17 protein-coding genes, 1 tRNA gene, 1 other RNA gene, 1 pseudogene and 1 riboswitch are annotated in these 21,316 nt (G+C 41.2%); of the genes and pseudogenes, 5 read left to right on the top strand and 15 right to left on the bottom strand.

Annotation, left to right across the window (positions count from 1 at the left end):
* The first annotated feature begins 132 nt into the window (after positions 1 to 132).
* Positions 133 to 729 carry a thioredoxin-dependent peroxiredoxin gene (prxU, locus tag HUE98_RS00290; RefSeq protein WP_241421921.1) on the top strand — a complete coding sequence of 199 codons (597 nt, stop codon included), beginning with the start codon at positions 133 to 135 and terminating at the stop codon, positions 727 to 729.
* Positions 730 to 942: 213 nt separating this feature from the next.
* On the opposite strand, the gene HUE98_RS00285 is transcribed toward prxU, so the two are convergent.
* The 6 genes from HUE98_RS00285 to dnaX form a co-directional block, all read right to left on the bottom strand.
* Complete coding sequence (locus HUE98_RS00285) at positions 943 to 3,003, bottom strand: methyl-accepting chemotaxis protein (protein ID WP_241421920.1); 2,061 nt, start codon at positions 3,001 to 3,003, stop codon at positions 943 to 945.
* Between the two features lie 336 nt (positions 3,004 to 3,339).
* On the bottom strand, positions 3,340 to 3,612 hold the full coding sequence (locus HUE98_RS00280) for a pro-sigmaK processing inhibitor BofA family protein (protein ID WP_241421919.1): 273 nt from the start codon (positions 3,610 to 3,612) through the stop codon (positions 3,340 to 3,342).
* Between the two features lie 59 nt (positions 3,613 to 3,671).
* On the bottom strand, positions 3,672 to 3,929 hold the full coding sequence (locus HUE98_RS00275) for a DUF2508 family protein (RefSeq protein WP_241421918.1): 258 nt from the start codon (positions 3,927 to 3,929) through the stop codon (positions 3,672 to 3,674).
* Between the two features lie 112 nt (positions 3,930 to 4,041).
* On the bottom strand, positions 4,042 to 4,638 hold the full coding sequence (gene recR, locus HUE98_RS00270) for a recombination mediator RecR (RefSeq protein WP_241421917.1): 597 nt from the start codon (positions 4,636 to 4,638) through the stop codon (positions 4,042 to 4,044).
* 44 nt (positions 4,639 to 4,682) lie between these two features.
* Positions 4,683 to 5,006, bottom strand: coding sequence for a YbaB/EbfC family nucleoid-associated protein (locus HUE98_RS00265; RefSeq protein ID WP_241421916.1), 324 nt, complete (start codon positions 5,004 to 5,006; stop codon positions 4,683 to 4,685).
* A complete protein-coding gene (gene dnaX / locus HUE98_RS00260) occupies positions 4,999 to 6,900 on the bottom strand; it encodes a DNA polymerase III subunit gamma/tau (protein ID WP_241421915.1) in 1,902 nt (633 codons plus the stop codon). Before dnaX ends, HUE98_RS00265 begins: the two co-directional genes overlap by 8 nt.
* A 150-nt stretch (positions 6,901 to 7,050) precedes the next feature.
* Between dnaX and HUE98_RS00255 the strand changes: the two genes are divergently transcribed.
* Positions 7,051 to 7,608, top strand: coding sequence for a PH domain-containing protein (locus HUE98_RS00255; RefSeq protein ID WP_241421914.1), 558 nt, complete (start codon positions 7,051 to 7,053; stop codon positions 7,606 to 7,608).
* Between the two features lie 70 nt (positions 7,609 to 7,678).
* Here HUE98_RS00255 and ffs read toward each other — a convergent pair.
* The 6 genes and pseudogenes from ffs to HUE98_RS00225 form a co-directional block, all read right to left on the bottom strand.
* An RNA gene (gene ffs / locus HUE98_RS00250) (signal recognition particle sRNA large type) lies at positions 7,679 to 7,943 on the bottom strand.
* Positions 7,944 to 8,006: 63 nt separating this feature from the next.
* Positions 8,007 to 8,100: transfer RNA gene (locus HUE98_RS00245), tRNA-Ser, on the bottom strand.
* 353 nt (positions 8,101 to 8,453) lie between these two features.
* Positions 8,454 to 9,602, bottom strand: a complete 1,149-nt coding sequence (locus HUE98_RS00240) for a transglutaminase-like domain-containing protein (protein WP_241421913.1) — start codon at positions 9,600 to 9,602, stop codon at positions 8,454 to 8,456.
* Between the two features lie 55 nt (positions 9,603 to 9,657).
* Positions 9,658 to 9,748: riboswitch (cyclic di-GMP riboswitch) on the bottom strand.
* Between the two features lie 306 nt (positions 9,749 to 10,054).
* A pseudogene (locus tag HUE98_RS00235) lies at positions 10,055 to 10,252 on the bottom strand (GntR family transcriptional regulator); the annotation flags it as partial.
* 222 nt (positions 10,253 to 10,474) lie between these two features.
* Positions 10,475 to 11,926 carry a DEAD/DEAH box helicase gene (locus HUE98_RS00230; RefSeq protein WP_241421912.1) on the bottom strand — a complete coding sequence of 484 codons (1,452 nt, stop codon included), beginning with the start codon at positions 11,924 to 11,926 and terminating at the stop codon, positions 10,475 to 10,477.
* A gap of 170 nt (positions 11,927 to 12,096) precedes the next feature.
* A complete protein-coding gene (locus HUE98_RS00225; protein ID WP_318036530.1) occupies positions 12,097 to 12,294 on the bottom strand; it encodes a cold shock domain-containing protein in 198 nt (65 codons plus the stop codon).
* Between the two features lie 267 nt (positions 12,295 to 12,561).
* Between HUE98_RS00225 and typA the strand changes: the two genes are divergently transcribed.
* The gene (typA, locus tag HUE98_RS00220) at positions 12,562 to 14,400 is read left to right on the top strand and encodes a translational GTPase TypA (RefSeq protein ID WP_241421910.1); all 1,839 of its coding nucleotides are present in this window, start codon (positions 12,562 to 12,564) and stop codon (positions 14,398 to 14,400) included.
* Between the two features lie 166 nt (positions 14,401 to 14,566).
* On the opposite strand, the gene HUE98_RS00215 is transcribed toward typA, so the two are convergent.
* Positions 14,567 to 15,655 (bottom strand): hypothetical protein, encoded by a 1,089-nt coding sequence (locus HUE98_RS00215; RefSeq protein ID WP_241421909.1) that lies wholly within the window; start codon positions 15,653 to 15,655, stop codon positions 14,567 to 14,569.
* Positions 15,656 to 15,955: 300 nt separating this feature from the next.
* Here HUE98_RS00215 and HUE98_RS00210 point away from each other — a divergent pair, with 300 nt between their 5' ends.
* Both HUE98_RS00210 and ylbJ read left to right on the top strand, forming a co-directional pair.
* Positions 15,956 to 16,462, top strand: coding sequence for a hypothetical protein (locus HUE98_RS00210; protein WP_241421908.1), 507 nt, complete (start codon positions 15,956 to 15,958; stop codon positions 16,460 to 16,462).
* Positions 16,463 to 16,701: 239 nt separating this feature from the next.
* Positions 16,702 to 17,964 (top strand): sporulation integral membrane protein YlbJ, encoded by a 1,263-nt coding sequence (gene ylbJ / locus HUE98_RS00205; RefSeq protein ID WP_241421907.1) that lies wholly within the window; start codon positions 16,702 to 16,704, stop codon positions 17,962 to 17,964.
* On the opposite strand, the gene HUE98_RS00200 is transcribed toward ylbJ, so the two are convergent.
* Positions 17,961 to 19,178 (bottom strand): MFS transporter, encoded by a 1,218-nt coding sequence (locus HUE98_RS00200; RefSeq protein WP_241421906.1) that lies wholly within the window; start codon positions 19,176 to 19,178, stop codon positions 17,961 to 17,963. The two genes, ylbJ and HUE98_RS00200, sit on opposite strands and share 4 nt — an antisense overlap.
* Positions 19,179 to 19,500: 322 nt before the next feature.
* Positions 19,501 to 21,285: a sensor domain-containing diguanylate cyclase gene (locus HUE98_RS00195; protein ID WP_241421905.1), complete on the bottom strand. Its 1,785-nt coding sequence runs from the start codon at positions 21,283 to 21,285 to the stop codon at positions 19,501 to 19,503.
* Positions 21,286 to 21,316: the final 31 nt, after the last annotated feature.

Raw genomic sequence — 21,316 nt, 5'->3', positions numbered from 1 at the left:
AATATAAAATATTAACTTTTAATAATTATTCTATCCTTCCGGCAGACAATATGGTAAACTATTTTCATAAGATAGTTGTTCATTTATTAATAATAAATAAATAAATGAACACAAGAAAGGAGAAGTGGATAAATGGTTAAAGTTGGTGAAAAGGCTCCAACGTTTAAAACAAAGGCATACGTTCAAGGAAAAATTAAACCTGTCAGCACAGAAGATTTGCTGGGCAAATGGGTGGTGCTCTGTTTCTACCCCGGAGACTTTACCTTCGTATGACCCACGGAAATATCTTCGGTAGCAGTTCGCTATCCGGAATTCGAAGAACTGGGAGTTGAAATACTGTCAATCAGTGTAGACAGCGTTTTTTCCCACAAAATTTGGGAGGAGACCGAACTTTCCAAAATGATTGAAGGACCGGTACCATTCCCTATGCTTTCTGACCCTGGCGGAAAAATAGGTTCCCTATACGATGTTTATGACGAAAAAGGTGGAGTAAATGTCCGGGGAAGATTCTTGATTGACCCTGAAGGAGTAATCCAGTCCATGGAAATCCTTTCCCCTCCTGTAGGCAGAAACACAGAAGAATTGCTCCGTCAGATAAAAGCTTACCAGCACCAACAAAAAACCGGCGAGGTTATTCCTGCGGGCTGGCAGCCGGGGGATCCAACCTTAACCCCCAGCACAGAGCTGGCAGGTAACGTATGGAAGATATGGAAACCTAAAAAGAAATAAGCTTTAACTACTAAAATACTGCAATTATAGTGAACTCGTTTCAGCAAGCTGAAACATCGGGGAATCAGGTGGAGACTCTACTCCACCTGATTTTAAGCTCCACCTACGCTAACGCTTAGAGGTGGGGGTCTTATACCTTAAAAATTATTATAATAAAAAGAGCTATGCAGCATGCTGCATAGCTCTTTTTATTATAATAATTTTTTTCATGTTTTATAATTTAAATCTCCTAATTAACCCATTTAATTCTTCCGCCATATATGCTAATTCGCTTGTAGTTTTGCTGATATCATCCAATACATTTGTTTGTTCCTCAGTGCTGGCAGCAATCTCTTCTGTTGAGGCAGACTGTTCTTCTACCGCGGATGCAATGTTCTTAATAAGATCGCTCATCTCTTCCACTGCTTTTTGAATTTCTACCAGATGCTCCCGGGCTTTTCCCCCCAACCCAGCTCCTTTTTTTACAATTTCACTGGCTGCTTTCATTTTTTCCACGGCATTTCCGGTTCGACCTTGAATATCAGATATTAAACCACCGATTTCACCGGCCGCCGAGCTGCTTCCCTCTGCCAACTTTCTAACTTCCTCTGCAACTACCGCAAATCCACGACCCTGTTCTCCGGCCCTGGCTGCTTCAATGGCTGCATTTAGTGCCAAAAGATTCGTCTGTTCAGCAATACCCGTAATGGTGTTTACAATCATTTCAATCTGCTTTGACCCTTCATCCAATTCCATTATTACATGTCCTACCTCTGAGGTTGCCTGATCAATCTCCAGCATAGCTTTCATGGCATCATCTACAGCCTGGCCCCCATCTGTAGCAATCCTTTGAGTCTCTGCTCCGCTTTCTGTTGCCTGTTGAGATATTAGAGCAATGTCCTGCGCTTTCTTTGCCACTTCACCCTCTACTGTAGAAGATATCTCCTGCATAGCTGCATTGCTCTCTTCAATAGAGGATGAAAGGTCCTGAGAAAAACGAGATACCCGATCCGTCGTCTCCGACACTTTTTTTATTATATCCCTCTGTCCCTCCAACATATTGTCAAAACTGTTAGCCAGCAGCCCTAATTCGTCACGGCTTTTACTGATTACCTTTACAGATAAATCCCCATCCTCTGCCTTTTTCATCCACTTTGCCAGATCATTTACCGGAATTGTAACCCCCCGGGTGAGATAATAAGCAATAATTACTGCCATCACCAGGCTTATTACCCCAATAACAATAAACCTGTTGAGACTCTCCGACTTCATAGTAATAAAAGGAGCTTCTGGAATACCGACATAAAGAATTCCCACAATGTCCCCCCAGGGGTCTATTATAGGATCATACGCTGTAATATAATCTTCTGTAACCACAAAGGCCTTACCCAAATACCTCTCCCCATTGGTTAAAACTTCGTGCCCAACCGCAGAAGAAATTCGGGTCCCTACAGCACGGTTTCCACTTAAGTCTCTTACGTTTGTGGAAACTCTTAACTCGTTTAAAAAGAACGTGGAAGTAACCCCTAATAATTCTCCTATCCGATCTACCATATCAAAGTTATTATTTAGAATATCCCCAATCACAATCATTCCTGCGAATGCCCCTGTTTCGTTATAAATAGCTGCTGCAGAAACTAAAGCCAGTCCCCTTCTCTCTACAGACTCCGATGTATCCTCTGTGGCAGCAACAATTAATGATGCCTCATCTGCCAACCCTTCTAGTAAGAGATAATCCTCCTCCAAAATAACTACCCCTTCCAGAATTCCACCGTTAAGCACCGAATTAAAAAAAGGATGATCAGACAGGCTATCCCCTATATTATCGCTGGAAGACCTGTAAATGACAGATCCTTCGCTATCGGTAACCGTTAAAAAACTTAAATTCTGGAGCTCATAATGCTGACTTAATATTCTTTCCAAGCTCTCTAAGTTCTCCCTAACTTCTAAGTTCTCCCGATTTTCCCGGTTCCCTAAATTCTCCTGGTTCTCTATTTGAACATAAGCTGCTATGCTTTCATCTAATGAAATTAAACTGGTTAACAAAGTTAATTCACTAACCCTTTGTCCGAGGATTTCATTGGCGGAATTCAGGTCACTGTTAATGGCAGATTGGGCCTGAGTTTCAATTCCTTCATTAATTCCTATTATGGCGGTATAGGCAGCCATAATCATGGGAACTAGAGCAATAACTAAAAACCCTGCCACCAGTTTAGTTCCAAGTCCTATCTTAACCTTTTTATTTTTCTCATCCTTTTCCTTTTTTTCCTTTTGCTTTTTTTTCCCAAAAATCACATTTCATTTCCCCTCTCTTTGTTCTTATAATGAATTGTAACTACTCAGGCAAAAGATTAATCAGTATAAAATATACCCATGAGATGAGCAGACAGCACATCAATTCCCGTAGGGTCTTGTCCTACTATTGCTGTTACCTGAATCGTTTCCAATTAATTCAAATCAATTGCAATATATGTGCTTCAATACATTTTATATTTCATTTATATGGAATACACTAATCGACATAATTTTGCATAGCTATTTATATACCTTTATAGTTTGACATAACTTTCCTTAAAACCTTTTTTAATTTTCTAAAAACTATATAAAAAAAAAGCCTTCTTTTGAAAGGCTTCAACCCAGGATAAATTGAATTATAATCAACAGTATAAGTCCGGGAATCCCTAAAAAACCAACAACCAAAGCAGTAATTATATTAATCCCTACACTAAATCCCAAGGGGGAGCCGATCAGATTAAAAAAAACCAACAATACCCCACCAATTAAAGCATTAAGCACCAGCTTAACAATAAGCTTAAAGGGAACTAGAAGTAACCGAGCAACTAAATACAACAACAGAGCAGCAAAAGCAAACGCCATTACGGAATTAAAATCCAGTGCATCCAAAAAAACACCTCCTTTTTCCACTCTATACAATCTTTCTTACCCTTTATCTAAATAAAACTTTACGCATCTACTTTATATCCGGCATTCCTTGCCCGTTTCAAAAAAAACATATATTTTTTTTCTGCGGCATTTAAGGCATATATAGCCTGATCTACCTGTTCAGGCTCAGAAACAAAATCAAAAAAACTTTTAGCCTGGTTCATTTCTATTCGGGCTTGTTCAATTGTTTCCAGCATAGTATCTTTCTCATTTTGTTCCGGCACGTTGTCTGATTTCAAATTTGAAATCTTTGAAATCGCCTGTTGAATCTTACTCATATGGAAGACAACCCCCTTGCCTTTATACCATGTATATGCTGGAAATTATAAAATATTATAGTTACAAGAAAATAAATGAATAACTATTAACGGGGGTCCTATTCATTTATAATTATATTTCCCTTCTACCCTCCAACGCCCTGGCCAAAGTAACTTCATCGGCATATTCCAGGTCTCCTCCTACAGGTAACCCGTGGGCAATCCTGGTAACGTGTATTCCCAGGGGCTTTACAACCCTGGAGATATATACTGCCGTAGCTTCTCCTTCTACATTAGGATTTGTTGCCAAAATAATTTCCTTAACCCGATGATTCTTCACCCTGGCCAATAATTCCTTTATCTTCAAATCCTCGGGGCCTACTCCATCAACGGGAGATATAGCCCCCTGCAGCACATGGTAAAGTCCCTGGTATTCTCCCATTTTTTCTATGGCTAAAACATCCCTGGGCTCCTGAACCACACAAATAATTTCACGGCTTCTCCGTATATCCTCACAGATTATACAGGGCTGTTTTTCTGTCAGGGTGCCGCAGCAAGAACAGCAGGTTATTTTCTGCTTTGCCTCCAGCAGTGCCCGGGATATAAATTCAACTTCTGCCAAGGGTAATTTTATAATAAAATACGCCAGGCGTTGAGCGGTTTTAGGCCCAATTCCCGGCAGACGCTTGAAAGCTTCAATAAGTTTGGCCATAGGTTCAGCATAATACATAATAATCTCTCCAATAACAGGTCAAATTTACTAATATTATTATCTTAAAACATCCCCGGGGGCAGGTTTAGATTTCCTGTAATTTTTTGCATTTCCGCCGCAACCATCTCTTCTGCTTTCCTCAAAGCTTCATTAACCGCACTGAGAATCAAATCCTGCAGCATTTCTACATCTTCAGGGTCCACCGCTTCCGGAGCAATGATTATTTCCTTTATTTCCTTTTTACCTGTAGCCACTACCTTAACAGCACCTCCCCCGGAAGCAACCTCTACATCCCTTTCCTCTAGTTCTGCCTGAAGTTTGGCCATATCCGCCTGCATCTTTTGGACCTGTTTCATCATTTTGTTCATGTTACCACCTTTAAACATCAAAAATACCTCCTCTTTTTTTGTCTGGTTCTAAAATTTTACCTCCAAACATATCTACAGCCATATCAATCAAACTCCCTCCATGCATATCATCACTTATTTCTGCGGAGGATTCAGTGCTTATACTGCTTGTTTCCCATTGATCCGGAAAACTACTGTCCTTTTTAAAAGAAGAGACTTCCGATTCATTGTCAGTTTCTTCTCCAACAGTATTATTTAATACAAAACTAAAACCTATATCTTTACCGGTAAGTTTTCGAAATGATTCCCGTATACCCTTGTTGTTATCATGTAAATTTAGTTTTTCTTGACAGATGAAGTTTTCTACGGCTACGGTTAACGTTCCTTTTTCAAATGATACCGGCTTTCCTCGAATCAGCATGGAATGCATCTTAACATCTTTACGGGAAAACAGATTCAATAATTTTTTCCACAAGACTTTAACCTCTTCCAAGGACAGCTGTTCTTCTATCAATGGTTTTGTGCCTACAAAATCTTTGGAACTTTTGTTTTCTTTCATCGAGCACTGCTGGACATCATTTCTGTCGTCAGTCTCCCCTTGGGAGATAAATCTTTCTGTAGATACTTCTTTAACTGCATCTTCTTTGAGCAGAAGATCTCTGCTCCGGCTGTTGTCTACCCCAACATCAATGGAGGGATCCCTGTTTAGCCGGGATTGAAAGCCCCTGGACTTATAAGGCTTTTCCTGCTGTGGATTTTCACCTTCAGATAATCTTTTGTCGAACCCTAAGATCCTTTTTTCCAAAACCTCTACTTTTTGCTGAAGGTTTTTCAAGTTCAGACAGTAATCCACCTGGCAGATTTTAAACACTGTTGTTTCCAAAACAAACCTGGGCTGGGAACTGCCCCTGAGGCTCAGAAGGGCTTCCCCCAAAAATTCCAACACCGACATCAGTGCTTCATGGTTGAAAGACTGTGCCTGTTCCCTCATGACATCCAGGCAAACCCAAGGAATCTCTAACTGCATGGGTCCTTCTCCCTGCATTTTCAAGAGCACCAGGCTCCGGAAATAGCTGGACATATCCCTGATAAACTTGCCCATATCGTTTCCTGAATCCACCAAATCTCCAGCAATCTTCAAGCCCTTTACTAGCTTTTTTTCTAAAACCGCCGCTGCCATTTCTATAAATATCTCTTCTTCTACAATACCCAAAATCTTTTTCGCAGATTCCAAAGTAACGGAATTGTCGCTATAGGCCATAACCTGCTCCAGCAGCCCCAGGGCATCCCGCATCCCCCCCTCTGAACTCCGGGCAATCAAGTGTAGGGCCCCTTCCTCCACCGAAATTCCTTCTCCCGAGGCTACACGGGATAACCCCTGGATCAGATCTGGAACAGAAATACGGCGAAAATCAAAACGCTGACAGCGGGATAATATAGTCTGGGGAAGTTTATAAGCTTCAGTAGTAGCTAAAATAAATATAACATTCTCTGGTGGTTCTTCCAGTGTCTTTAAAAGAGCATTGAAGGCTTCAGCAGTTAACATGTGAACCTCATCCACAATATATACCTTATACCGGGCCTGGGAACACCCGTAGCGAACCTTATCCCTCAACTCCCTGATTTCATCAATCCCCCGATTTGAAGCTGCATCTATTTCCAAAACATCCATCACCCTGCCTCGGTTAATTCCTAGACATAAATTACATGCATTGCAGGGGTGGGCCGTTGGTCCCCTTTCACAGTTTAACGCTTTGGAAAGTATTTTAGCAGCACTGGTCTTCCCTGTACCCCGGGGGCCACAAAAAAGATAGGCATGTGAAACACGCCCACTCTTTACAGCATTTTCAAGAGTACGGGTAATATGGTCCTGGCCGATTAAATCTTCAAATGTCTGCGGTCTCCATTTGCGGTATAACGCTAAGTAATTCATAGTTCACCTTTTCTTTTTTTATCCTTGTTAAACCCATTTTATCACAGAAATAGAGATAATCAAGGAGGTCCAATATAATAGAAGTTACTATTTAAAAGAAGGAATCTCTTAATGCTATGTTAAATAATAAAAGGGGGAGTGATATATAATATGGAAGATAAAAATAAAGTCATCATACAAAGGATTGTAAAAGCCCAAGAATCAAAGGTTTTAATATTGTTTTTCAGTATGTTTGTTATTGTAATTTCCTTCCTGGTTTTTAATAAGACCAATTTAGTTGTCCCGGGATTCTTAACCCTGGTAATTCTGTTTTATATCTTGTCCGCACCCCAATCCCGATTAGGTTACTATATCGTAGGAAACAGTATTGTCTTCACCAGCCTCCAGGGCAAAAAAGAAATTGATATCAGCACCATTGAAGATATTAGAATAATAAATATCCCTTTTATCTCTTTTCCTTTTTTAACTAACGGAGTAGGCTACCATGTGGGTAAACCTAAGCTTAAAGAATGGGGGCAGGTAATGATGTTGGCCAGCACCTTCCCCGGTGAAGCGCTTCTTTTAACTGCTGGAAAAGAAGCATTCGTAATAACTCCAGCACAGCCCAGCGTAGTTAAAGATATATTGCAGGAGAAAAAAATATCGAATATTTCCGGCCAAGAGCAAATTCAACCCGCAGCTTGTAAAGAGCAGCAGGCAGAAGCATAGAAAATTAAATTAAAAAAAACAGAGGCACCTGATGGTCCCTCTGTTTTTTTTAATTTAAATTATTATATGGCCGTGCACCTTTCGTCGATTTAATTCCCCAGACGTTACCCTGGTAGTTAGCTCGGACCAGGCAGCCCTGCGGCACCCGCAAGGGTTCACTTACCGCTGCTTCCTTCCGGACCTGACGGGGTTCATGAGCTCACGTCGCACAGGACCCAATCCTCATCACCACTTGCCAGGGGCAGACCCTAAAGAATATAAACCTCGGTTAGGAATTCAGCCCTGCTATAGCGGTTTGCAGGTTCAGGGCACCGCTACCTCCCCACCTAGCACGACCAATCATTAATCTTATATAAAAAAGCCTGCTGATTCAAAAAAGGCAAGCTTTTACTTTAAAATGGCGGAGAGAGAGGGATTCGAACCCTCGAGACGGGGTTAACCCGTCTACTCGCTTTCCAGGCGAGCGCCTTCGTCCAGCTCAGCCATCTCTCCGAACAATAACTAACTTCATAAGCCCTTACTTTAGACCAGGTTTTAGCTGTAAAAGCATTTAATAAATAATCCAACATTTTTGATTATAACATATATTTGTTTTAATCGTCAAATCTAAAACACTTTCTTCTCCTCTGCATTTAGCATCTCTGATTATGCATATAATCATACTACCTGCTAAACACACTGCTGTCCCCTTAAAGCTTCCACCAACACCTGAAGTTCATGCCGGAACAACAAGGAAACTCCTTTTAAAAAATATAAAAGGAGCTTCCTAGATTGCAGCTGCTTACAACCGGTGGGGCGGCTGAATATGCTGCAAAAAAACTATGATAAATTTTTTTAGATAATTATTATATAATGGAATTCTTCCAAACTGCCCCTAAGCTTCCTCCTTGAAACCTTACTCTTATGGACTGATCGTTATATGTTTCAACAACGTGAGAGGCATGGGGGAAATTTCCAAAATACTTAAAGGTAAGGTCTACCGGTACCCACCCCAGGCCATCCACATAAAACTCTGCCCAGCTGTGACGGAAGCCCGCCAATGAACCGACAGCTATGTTCGTTCTTTGTGTCCTTGCAAAACCTGTAACCACCCTGGCTTTAAGCCCCTGTCCTGTGCAGTCATTGACAAATGCAACAGCCAATGTATAACAGTTTCCACTCCCTGCATATTTATTGTAAATCTGTCTGGCTGTTTCTACCGTATTATTGGTAGAGTTAATTGACACCGGACGTAAGGTCATATTGTAATCAGCAACAATAGTCTTGGTCTCTCCAGGTAATAACTCGCCAATATGAAATGTGCTGACTCTGCCGGCGGAAGAAACAATAGGATAGTTAGTAGAAATCAGGCTGGTAGTCTGGTAAGGAGAATTATTTTCCGGCAAAGGGACGTCTACCTGAATATTGTTTGATACTTCTCCACTGTTGTTGGTAACATCAACTTCCACTCTAAAACGAATAGTGTGAGCACTGCCAAATGAATAAGTTACAGGTGCTGTTGACTGCTGGGCCGTTTCTGTTGGAGTAATCTCTTCCTGTGGTTCTACCGGTTGTACTGCCTCCTGAGTAGATTCCTGAGTTGAAGCTGTTGTTTCTGGCGTTGGTTTAGCCTGTTCTAACACAGGGTTAGTTTTTTCTTCGAAATTTTTATCAATTTGAGCATCTGAAGCTGTTAATGAAACTGGCTCTAAAGAAGCCTGATCTGCCCCTGTGCTAAGATCTTCCTGCAAAGGCCCCGCATTGTTATCTTCATTTTCTTCTTTCCTAATGTCCTCCTCCAGATCCATCCATTTGGAATCATCCTGCGTTTTTTCTTCTTTTTCATCGGCTTCCGTAACTTGTACCCTTAAACTTACATCTTCCGGAGAAGAAGACTGGAAAAATGAAGATCCATAATAGTTCCCATCAAACCCCATACCTACACCCATTACTAAAAAAAACATAGCTCCACTTAAGGAAAATATTCGCAGCATAATAACAAACTTCTTTAACATTAAAAGTCCCTCCTTACGTTTTTGAGGGACCGACTCCGAAAAAAATAATTCCTGTTTCGGTAACCTGGCAATCATAGTCCGTAATTACGAACCTTAGACCCATAGTTTTGCGTCCTTACCTTTCGATAAGTTTGCCTTTGTCGGTCAGGTATTTACCTTTCCTACATATTAAATGTGTAACAATCCTACATATACTTTGCAACAAATTATTCTTCTGGATAAAAATACCAAACAAATTGAGTTATGCTAATGATACCACTTTTACAAATCGTTGTCAATATCTATTGTTAATCTTTGTAATATTTTTGGGGTATTTTGAAGAATTTTGGTATAATGGTAAAAACACTATGTCAACAAAGGATCTTGATATTTGTCCCTTTAATTACCTTTCAAAGCTCCAAAACCCGGGCCCCGGAGCTTTGAAAGTGCTACCCATGATCATGTGTTAGGTGAACAAACATGCCCAATCCCCGCTTTTTATACAGGATCCCTTCATCTGCCAGCATGTTAAGCCCTTTGGCGGCAGTGGCGGGATTAATTTAAACATCTCCGCCGGCTGATACTGAGAATATATTTTTTCATTACCTTTACTACCCTCGGATAAAATTTCTGTTTCCAGCACCCGATATCTGCACATAAATCGGCTTCATCCCATCCACATTAAACCTCACAGCAACACCTCCCTGTCAGCTAATATAGAGCATTGCTGTTGCAATATGCTATATTAGCTTTCCTTCTGTAAGTCAACAAATACTTTTTTTTGCAAATATAAAAGGCTCCGTGTCAATACATCTACGAAGCCTAAAAAAGAATTATATAGCAACTGTCCCTATGGTCTTAAGTGTTGTAAGTTTAAGGCAAAGTGGCAGATATTACGCCCAATTATCCCTTTTGTTATCCTGCTTTTTATATTGCTTTTTCCTTCTATCGTCTCTGCCGCCCTTGAATTTGGGCTTTCTGAAATTTCCCTGTGCTCCTCCCTTATATCCTGTTGACTTCTTCTGCCTGTAGGGAGTCTCCTCGGTCAAAGTAACCTGTGTGTTATCAGGTTCTTTGGTAAGTATTTTTAGGGCTGCTGCCAAAAGGGTTACAGAGTCTCTTTCCTCCAGCAGCGTTGCGGCTAATTCCTGATATTGGCGGAGATCTTCATTTTCTGCAACTTGTATCAGTTTATCCATGGCAATTTGCTGCTGTCCTTCTAAAGCCTCACTTAACGTAGGTACCGTCTGTCTAATAATTTTTCGTTTTGTAGTTTTTTCTATAATTCTCAGCTGGTTGAGCTCCCGGGGAGTCACAAACGTAGTCGCAATGCCGGGTTTCCCCAGACGACCGGTTCGCCCAACCCGGTGAACATACCATTCCGCATCCTGAGGAATATCAAAGTTATAAACATGGGTAACGTTGCTTATGTCCAGGCCCCGGGCAGCTACATCGGTAGCCACCAAAATTTCCGTCTTACCATTTTTAAAGTTTCGCATTACACTATCCCGTTTGGCCTGGGTAAGATCTCCATGGATTCCCTCTGCAACATATCCCCGCTTATTTAAAGCATCATTTAATTCATCTACCCGTCTTTTGGTCCTACCAAAAATTATCGCTAAGTCTGGAGACTGTATGTCTAATACACGGCAGAGAACATCGAACTTTTGCCTTTCATGGACTTCATAATAATATTGTTCCGTATTGGGAACAGTAACTTCTTTGGACTTTATCTTAATCACTTCCGGATTTTTCATAAACCGTTGGGCTAAATTCTGAACAGCCTTAGGCATGGTAGCAGAAAAAAGCAGTGTTTGATGATCAACAGGAATTCCTTCTAAAATTGTCTCAATATCCTCAATAAATCCCATATTAAGCATTTCATCCGCTTCATCCAATACAACCATACACACTTGTTGAAGCCGTATAGTTTTTCTCCTCATATGGTCCATTAATCGACCCGGTGTCCCTACTATGATTTGAGGTCTGTTCTTAAGGGATCTGATCTGCCGGACTATATCCTGCCCTCCATAGATAGGTAAAGCTTTAATCCCTTTAGTTTGCCCTATGGTATTTATTTCTTCCGCCACCTGAACAGCCAATTCCCTGGTGGGGGTAACCACCAGAGCCTTGATATTTTCTGTCCCCTGTTCTATCTTCTCAATCATTGGAATGGCAAAAGCAGCTGTCTTACCCGTCCCCGTCTGCGCCTGCCCTATAATATCTTTTCCTGCCAGAGCTGATGGTATCGCCAACTCCTGGATAGGTGTAGCAGCTTCAAACCCCATCCTTGAAACAGCTTTGAGTAAAGAGCGGCTTAAGCCCAACTCTTCAAAAATCTGCATAAATTTACTCTCCTTTTAATATATAATTTAAACTTTGTTTTACATTAACTATTCTTCCAGCTTTCGCCTGTAAAAACACAAACCAACCCAATATTTTTTCGTGAAAAGCATAAAATAAGGACATTTCCGGAATTGCCGAAAATGTCCTTAGAAACTTTTATTACTTTGTTTTAGAACTTAGTAACATTTGCAGCCTGCAGGCCCCGATTGCCTTCTACCACGTCAAACTCGACATCCTGACCTTCTTCTAATGTCTTAAATCCATCTCCCTGGATTGCGGAAAAATGCACGAAAACATCTTCTCCTTCGGATCTTTCAATAAAACCATAACCTTTTTCAGAATTGAACCATTTCACTTTACCTATCATCATATAGGCCTCCTTGAAAAAATTTTGTTCAAAAAGCGAATAACATCATGCACCCTTATGTCCTGCCTGTTCAATCAGAGGCCTAAAGATGGTGAAAATTTACTCAACTTTTCAACACTAATGATAACCATATCATAATGATTTATAAAATGCAAGGGATTTTAATATTTTTATTGCTAAAATACAAAAAAATGTAAAATGATTTCTTGCAACTTCACTGCTTACCTGCTATAATTTTAATGTTATATTGAGGAGGATTAAAAGCAAATGATAAGTAACCTAACCAAAGACAAAATACGAAATATTGCTATTATAGCCCATGTTGACCATGGAAAAACTACATTAGTGGACTGTTTGCTGCGCCAAAGCGGTGCGTTTCATAATAATGCCGCCGTTGTGGAAAGAGTTATGGATTCTAATGACCTGGAACGGGAACGGGGAATCACAATTTTGGCCAAAAATACGGCTGTTAATTATAAGGATATTAAAATAAACATCGTAGACACCCCTGGCCACGCTGATTTTGGCGGTGAGGTAGAACGTGCCTTAACCATGGTCAGCAGTGTTCTTCTTATAATAGATTCCTTTGAAGGCCCGATGCCGCAAACCAAATTTGTTTTGAGTAAAGCACTACAGGCAAATTTGCAACCCCTGGTGGTAATCAACAAAGCAGACAGGCCCGATGCCCGCCCCCTGGAGGTATTAAATGAAGTTATTGACCTTTTCTTCGAACTGGGAGCCAATGATCAGCAGCTGGAATTTCCTGTTATCTATACTTCTGCCAAAGAGGGTTGGGCTGTCAAAGATTGGGCTGCTGAAAAACGCCTGAGCATGGAACCTCTCTTTGAGGAAATTATCCAACATGTTACACCCCCTGAATGTAACCCCCAGGGACCGTTTCAAATGCTGGTTGCTAATTTAGAGCATGATAGTTATGTAGGCAAGTATGCCATAGGGATGATAAAACAAGGATCCGTAAAACGGGGTGAACAAATCGCACTAATTCGCCACGACGGTTCCCTGGCTTCAGGAAAAGTGGCTAAGCTTTTTGTATATAATGGCTTAAATAAAAATGAAACTGAAGAGGTTTCCGCCGGGGAAATCGCTGCCATTGCCGGCTTAGAAGAAGTAAATATTGGAGAAACCCTTGCTGATTTGCAAGCTCCAGAACAGCTGCCGGTAATAACCGTAGACGAACCCACCTTAAGTATGACTTTTATGGTCAACAACAGTCCTTTTGCAGGGCAGGAGGGCCAGTATGTCACCTCCCGTAAATTGAGAGAACGTCTTTTTAAAGAACTTGATTCCAATGTAAGCCTTAGGGTAGAAGAAACCAACAGCCCGGACCAATTTAAAGTTTCAGGACGTGGAGAACTGCACCTTTCTATTCTTATTGAAAATATGCGGCGAGAAGGTTATGAGCTGCAGGTTTCAAAACCTCAGGTTATCTTTAAAACCATCGATGGCATAAAATCAGAACCTATTGAATATCTGATAATCCTTACTCCCGAAGATGCCCAGGGTACCATCATGGAAAACTTGGGTCGACGGAAAGGTAAACTTGTAAACATTATCCCCGCAGGAGGCGGTGATGTACGCATAGATTATCTGGTCCCTGCCCGGGGACTTATAGGATTTCGTTCCGAATTCTTAACCGAGACCCGGGGTAGAGGGATTATGAACTATAGTTTTCATGGTTACCAGCCATATAAGGGTGAAATTAATACCCGTTATCGAGCCGCCCTTGTTGCCTGGGAGACAGGAGTGGCTGTTGCTTATGGACTGTTTCAGGCAGAAGAAAGGGGGACGCTGTTTATTAAACCGGGCACAAAAGTCTATGAAGGAATGATTGTTGGTGTAAACAACAAAGACAGAGACCTGGAAATCAATGTCTGCAAACGCAAACAGCTAACTAACGTACGGGCCAGCGGTTCAGACGACACCGTTAAACTAAAAGAACCTCGACTCCTTTCCCTGGAGTCAGCCATAGAATTCATTGAAGATGATGAACTGGTGGAAATTACCCCAAAAAATATCCGACTGAGAAAAAAGTTCCTGAATAAAAGTGAAAGGGACCGCAGCCACAAAAGCAAAAACATAAATTAAAACCCCCAAATGTTAAGCCCAGACTTACGGCACTAAGATAGCTGCCGGTTAAAGCAGCGCCAATGCCCGGGGCCTATAGGCTCCGGGCATTGGCGCTGCTTTAAGTATAGTGGCCAACAACTATAGCATACTTTATTCATTTAAACGTAATGAAAATCATTTCTTTCTATTTGTATTGGCTAACGGGAAAAATCCTGACTATAAACATTCCCTCCTTAATCACCCTTCCATATTTCGCTCCATTTTTACCATAAACATTAAAGAATTCCTCATTATAATTTATTCCTCCTGTAGATCCTTGACTGGACCAATACCTAAGGCCGATTATCCTTCCATCGGATTCCTTAATCCAGTTTATAAATACAACAGCATGGCCGCCTCCATTTTCTCGGTCAAAGTCAATAAAATCTCCCGGCTGGACATCTTCTAAATTAGTTATTCTTTTTCCTATACCATACTTTTCTACCGCCAAAACAATGTTATTGGTCCTCTTTGAGCCGGAAGCCGCATACCAGTTTAAAACAAAGTCATGAAGGTTGTCCCAGTTCATCCCATTGAAATCCTCCACTGGAATCCCCAACTGCCTGTTTCTCTCCTGCAAAGCCCTAAATAATACCTCAAAAGTTATTCCTACGCAGTGGCTGGACCTGTTACCGCTGGGATGTGCTTTTAACAAGGTTTTTCCCTGGTAAGTCAAGGTTGTGGTAACCCCATTATAATTAGCATAATCATTATTCAGCAAATATGGGTAATTTCCTGGCCCTATAGGATAAGTTTTTATAATCTCCAAAACATATTTATTTAAAGACTGGTCATATTTTATCTCTTGTGCTGCTGCCTGTACAGTTTCAGACTGTGCCATATCCTTTTCTAAGGTTTCTTGTTCCGACTCTTGGGCTCCTATGTTTTCAGAAATAGTTTTTTGGTAGGCATTATTATCTCTACCGGTGGTTTCAGGCTCCTTTTCCGCTTCCTCTCTCACCACCTCCTCAAACAGTTCTACATCCCTCCACTCTGTGTCTTTTGTCTTTTCAAGAATATTATTTTCAATAATTTCCTCTAACCGCGATTCTTCCATTCTTTCTTCATCAATTTGTAAGGTTTGATTTTTATGTACCTTGTCCACATCCACACCGTCAGCTAAATTCTCGCTGCTGACAATTGAAACGCAAAAGATTACAAACAGATAAAATACCGCTAATACAAAAATTTTGGCCCCTTTATGCACATTTAAATTAGGTTTCCAAATCTTCATGTTTTCTAACTCCTCCAGTTTTAAATTTATGTTATAGAATATCCCGGCTGCACCATGGGATAATTATACTAAAGAAGGAGTTGGATTAGATAGTGGCAATATATGTTTATTTTATGATTCACCCTGCCTCTGTTGACTTTTGACTATTAATTAAATTAAACGATATCTTTTAAAAATTTGTCACCTGGGGCACAATATAATACAATAGTGAACTCGTTTCAGCAAGCTGAAACACCGCACAATCAGGTGGAGTTGATTCTCCACCTGATTAATAAACTGTTAGAAAGTTGAGGTAAGACCATGTCCCTAGACATCATTACTGGTTTTTTAGATCAGCACAATCTGCCCTGGCTAATACTGGCCCTTTTATCCTGGATTATAATTTATTTTTTATGTTCCTCCCGCTGTTTCCTAAAAGCATTTCCCGTAGGCCTTTGGACTATGACCGTAGGTGCTATCTTAGAGCATTTCTTTATTGAACATAAGTTTTGGGAGGAACAATTCATAATGATTCCCCTGGGGGAATTAGACCTGTTTGTAATTATAGGGCCCTTTTTTGCCATAGGAGTAATTCTAATCAGGGTTTTACCAGAGAACCGTCTGGGAAAATTTTTAACGGTATTATTTCTTTCCATAATAGCTGTGGCAGTTGAATTAGCCGCCATTCAATTGGGGTTTCTGTCCTATAATGAAGCCAAATGGGGATTACTAAACTCATTAATCGCCTATTCTATTGGCCTAATGAGTGCCCTGGGTTTTTATTATGCCTATTATAGTAAGTCTGCGTCATCTCGTATTTATCCTTAAGACATCTTTATAGACTCACAAATTTATCTGAACTATTCCCTCAGTGGAAGCCATAATTAAATTCATAATATTTTGAACTTTGTTTAACTTATAAAAACCTTCTTTACGATAACTTCAAATACCGATTGGGTGAACTAATTGTAGTTTATGCTTTTCTTTGAATAAAAAACAGAGTTCTGCAATAATATTTTAAAACAAACAAATAATTAATTTATTACAACCTAAGAGGTGAACAGCTTTTGCGATTTTATTTATTTAGGCAAATCAGCCGAAACAGGCGGGATATTCCAGGCTTAATTTGGACATTATTGGCTGTTGTTTTTATTATCTCTATGGTCTATCAGCCTGCAGTCGTCTTTGAGGGTGCTGCTGAAGGACTAAAAGTGTGGTGGGAAATTATTTTTCCCTCCCTACTGCCCTTTTTTGTAGCATCAGAACTATTGATGAAACTTGGGTTTGTCCATTTTTTGGGCATTTTATTGGAGCCAGTCATGAGGCCCCTGTTTAATGTGCCCGGCTCCGGTGGCTTTGTCCTGGTGATGGGACTGGTGGGTGGTTCCCCCATTAATAGCCTGCTCACTGCACAGCTGCGGGAAAAAACTTTATGTACAAAATCAGAAGCAGAGCGGCTCATATGTTTTACAAATTTTGCCACACCACTGTTTATGCTCAGTGCAGTGGCTGTCGGCATGCTTGGGCGGCCGGAACTGGGGTTTATAATTGCAGGTACCCATTATCTGGCAAACCTCATGATTGGTGTTGGCCTACGTTTTTATAAGAAAAGTGAAATAAGAAAAGTTTATGGCCCAAACAACTCTGTATCCATAAAAAAAGCCCTTGTAACCATGTTGCGGTTTCAAAGACAGCAGAAACAAACCATCGGTAAGCTGCTAAATAATGCCGTTACCTCTTCAGTTCTAAAACTTTTGAATGTGGGCGGTTTTATCATCCTTTTCGGCGTAATTATCAGCATCTTTACTCAAGCAGGCTTGATTAATCTAATCTCCTCAGGTTTTACCCTGCTTTTAGTTCCCCTGGGCTTTTCCCTGGAGACTATGCCATCCATTGCCAGGGGACTTTTTGAAACCACAATTGGTTCCACCACTGTCTCCGAAGCAGCCGTCACAGAGTTACAAAAGATAATTGCCATCGGTTTTATGTTGGGCTGGAGCGGTTTATCTGTTCATGCACAAGTAAGCAGTATAGCAGCCAAAACAGACATTGGCCTGAGGTTATTTTTTATCACCAGAATTGCTCACGCCTTTTTGACGGCAGCTTTGATCTGGCTTCTATACCCCGTTAGTCAGCATGTAATTAATTTTGCCCGGCCAACCACTGCCCCTACCTCATCCTTTTATACCTACCCAATCTATCTTATTATAATATATTTATTCTTTTTGGCTTTTTGTTTGCTTATAATGCTGGTTTTTATAGCCAAAATCTTTCAATTTTGTCAGCAAACTATTAAAGGTGTTCGCGTATGGGGAAACAAACATTTTTAGCCCTGTTCCGGTGCAGCATCTTCAGGCATCAATTCCTCCGGCAAAATATCTTTTTCTATAAATAACAAATAAAAGGTTACCGTCACCACCAGGCCCACGGCTCCAATACTGACAAAGGTTAGGCGGCTGCCGTAATGCAAAAGAAACGAAAATGTTATGGTGGAAAGAGCAGCTCCCAGTGACCTGGCACTGCCATAAATGGTTGTGGTTAATCCTCTGATATCCTTAGACTCAACAGAGGTACTTACAGTATCAATGGCTGGCAGGGTAATGCCTGCCCCTATACCGATGAGCACAATAAGCGGCCAAAATAAAAGCGTGTTAAAGACATAACCTAAAATAATTGTACTTCCAGCCAACAACAACATACCCACGGACATAATCATTCGAGGGTGAATCCTTTCGGAAATGAATCCTGCCATTAAAGTGGTTAACATCATGGCCACAGCAGGCAGAGCAATGATTACACCCCGCAGCAATTTGTTAATGTGCAGCTTTGTACCCAGAAAATCACTCATCCAGAACATGGTGCCAATAAGAATAAATATAACCATAAATGCAGCCAATAAACTTAGTATACGGGATCTATTTTTAAATAGCAGAAAGGCTTCTTTATGTTTTTTCCAATCCACTTCCCGGCCCTGTTTTGGCTCTTTGATGTATATCCAGGTTGCCACGGCCACCGGTATTGCTATTAAGGGATAAACAAAAAAAATAGCTCTCCAGGAAAGCAATCCGATGGCTCCTCCAATGACCGGACTTGAAACTTTCCCCAGACCGTTGGCTGTTTCTAAAAACCCCACCGCTTTGCTTCTCTCAATGCTGCGAAAAATATCACCCACTAACGCCACACTCAAAAACATAGGTGTCGCTGAGCCTACCCCCTGCAGAAACCTTCCCACCAGAATAAGTGAATAAGGGTTTGCTGTAAAAATGACAGCCAACCCTGCCAGCAGACCACCTAAGCCATAAAGGAATAAAGATACCACCATCACTAACTTTCGGCCAAACCGATCTGATAAAACCCCTCCAAACAGGTTGATAATCGCAGCGGGAAAAGAAACAATCCCCACCAATATAGCCAGATCCGTCAAGTTTATATTTAGGTCTCTGGCCATGGCAGGAAAAACAGGAAACAATATTGTATTGACCAGCACGGTAATATAATTAGATAAACTCAAAATACCTACTTTTATTGTACTGTCAGTTTTCAATGCTTTGCTCCCTTTTTCTTATAGATAATAAAAATAATTTGCTTACTTAATTTTCTCAATACTGCAGGTAAATATCCTGATTTTTAAAAACAGATAGAAATAGAACCTGAAAAGAAGTAGAGAAAAAAAATAGAGTCACCGTTTGGTAATGACTCTTCTTTAGGATTCTATTAATTTGGCATAAAGCTTTAAGCACAGCCAATAAACCGCAGCCAACCATCAGAAAAGCCGCATAAGTTGTCAAAAAGGCAGAAATTAGTTGCTGTTCAAAATTTTCTTTAGTGTTTGTAAAATGGCGGAGAGGAAGTTTTATAATTCTCTTTCACCATTCTGATACTGTTACAGGTGGTTTTACCCCAACTCTGTTACGGCCACTCTGTTTTGCTTTATAAAGAGCTTCGTCGGCGCGGCCCAATATACTGGATTCAGTATCCTCAAGATGGTGGGTAGTGATGCCAAAGCTGCAGGTCATATGGCCAACCACTGGAAATAAGTGGTTAGAGATAGTCCAGCGGAGCTTTTCCACCAGCATCTTTGCTTCAATAATACTATTTTCGGGCAAAATAATCAGAAACTCCTCCCCGCCCCATCTCCCCAGAATATCAGAATCCCGCAGATTGTCTTTCAGGACGTTGGCAAAAGCTACGAGAACCTCATCCCCCACCTGATGGCCATGGACATCGTTGACAGATTTAAAGTAATCAATATCACAGAGAACTATGGAGAGTTTTGAACCATATCGATTGGCACGGGAAACTTCCCTGGTTAGTATTTGATCCAGTTTTAACCGGTTGTAAAGCTGGGTCAGTTTGTCCGTTACCGAAAGAAGAGCCAATTCACGATTGGAGTGCTCCAGTTCCTCTGTCACAGTCTCAATAAAGTGAAGCAGCCGCGTAATAATCTTAATGTGCTTGTACGCATAAGGGTCAGTTGGGTCAGAAGAGGCCTCTGCTGATTCAGCTAATCGGTTTTTATGGCGCGACGGACCCTCCCGTAAGCCCACTACCACCAAGGCCGCGTTTAGCAGAAGCAAGTTATTATCTGTACCGTAGAATTCCCCATAGGTATAAAATCCAATTGTTGGAGCAATTTCTTCAAAGGGAAGAGTCTCAAGCTCTACCTCCTCCTGCAGCAGAAAGCGACGGCATCCACAGGAATAAAGAAAAATTGCGTCCGGTGCAAAACTATGCATGTAATTCTTGATTCGCTTGGATTCACCGATAATCATTTCCGGATTACCATACCCCAGACGGACCTTTTCCCCAATGTTGATATCCGCAACAAACCGTATAGCCCCATATTCTTCCACCGAAATCGGTATGCGCGCTAAATAGTCTTCGTTGCGATGCAAAAGGAAAGGAAACTCCAAGGCACTTAAGGAAAATGTATCGTCGTTAGAAATACCGAGATAGTATTGATAAACTTCGAAGGCAGGCTTGCCATCAATAGTTTTGACCAGCATGCCATCTGTATCTGTAATGGTCATCTCCTTGCTTAAGGGTTTCCAACCAAGAGAGACTATTGGGTCCACATGTAGCTCCGGTCCGGAAAACACCACGGCAACTACTCCCCTAGAAAAGGAAGTTGAACCACAAGAAACAAGGGAAGTTTTCATGGAAGCATAGTCTGCCGCACCCGCACCAAATACCGGAAACGTCGGAGACGACTCCGCCAATCCCTGCAGGAGGGCATGGACATTTATGCTGAGCGGAGTAGCCAGCAGCAATAAGCCCTTGACGGTAACGCCCAAGGCCTCAATCTTGCTGGTAAGGCAGCGGCCCACATTCTGTTCCTGGCCAGACTTGCATGACAAAGCAATGAAGTTCACTTGGGATGACCGAAAAAAGGAAAATCCAACGACAGTTCCCCCAGACAGCGAACATCCGTTAGCAATTTCTCCCACTGTTGTTGCCCCCACCACCACAGCTGCAGGCAGTGCTTTTTGGATTTCCTGGGCAGCAGCCTGAAGCCATACCGCTTCGTTCCGGGCGGTATAGACCTGAACCAGAATCGTCTTGGCCCAGGCTGAGCGAGTGCAAATCTCCTCAGATGCCAGCAATTCCTTTAAATCATTGAGATCTTCAATGGTCCATGTCACTTGTTCCATTTTGGAGCTGTTCCTCATTTCTCTTGCTTTT

The organism is Candidatus Contubernalis alkalaceticus, from assembly GCF_022558445.1.
Lineage (GTDB): Bacteria > Bacillota > Dethiobacteria > SKNC01 > SKNC01 > Contubernalis > Contubernalis alkaliaceticus.
The sequence above is the reverse complement of the archived record's forward strand: the minus strand, read 5'-3'. Positions and strand labels throughout refer to the sequence as shown.

Coding starts and splice junctions, on each gene's coding strand:
- HUE98_RS00195 (WP_241421905.1), bottom strand. CDS start 21,285: ATGGAACAAGTGACATGGACCATTGAAGATCTCAATGATTTAAAGGAA.
- HUE98_RS00265 (WP_241421916.1), bottom strand. CDS start 5,006: ATGTTTAAAGGTGGTAACATGAACAAAATGATGAAACAGGTCCAAAAG.
- HUE98_RS00255 (WP_241421914.1), top strand. CDS start 7,051: ATGGAAGATAAAAATAAAGTCATCATACAAAGGATTGTAAAAGCCCAA.
- HUE98_RS00230 (WP_241421912.1), bottom strand. CDS start 11,926: ATGCAGATTTTTGAAGAGTTGGGCTTAAGCCGCTCTTTACTCAAAGCT.
- HUE98_RS00275 (WP_241421918.1), bottom strand. CDS start 3,929: ATGAGTAAGATTCAACAGGCGATTTCAAAGATTTCAAATTTGAAATCA.
- HUE98_RS00215 (WP_241421909.1), bottom strand. CDS start 15,655: ATGAAGATTTGGAAACCTAATTTAAATGTGCATAAAGGGGCCAAAATT.
- dnaX (WP_241421915.1), bottom strand. CDS start 6,900: ATGAATTACTTAGCGTTATACCGCAAATGGAGACCGCAGACATTTGAA.
- HUE98_RS00225 (WP_318036530.1), bottom strand. CDS start 12,294: ATGATAGGTAAAGTGAAATGGTTCAATTCTGAAAAAGGTTATGGTTTT.
- typA (WP_241421910.1), top strand. CDS start 12,562: ATGATAAGTAACCTAACCAAAGACAAAATACGAAATATTGCTATTATA.
- recR (WP_241421917.1), bottom strand. CDS start 4,638: ATGTATTATGCTGAACCTATGGCCAAACTTATTGAAGCTTTCAAGCGT.
- HUE98_RS00210 (WP_241421908.1), top strand. CDS start 15,956: ATGTCCCTAGACATCATTACTGGTTTTTTAGATCAGCACAATCTGCCC.
- HUE98_RS00240 (WP_241421913.1), bottom strand. CDS start 9,602: ATGTTAAAGAAGTTTGTTATTATGCTGCGAATATTTTCCTTAAGTGGA.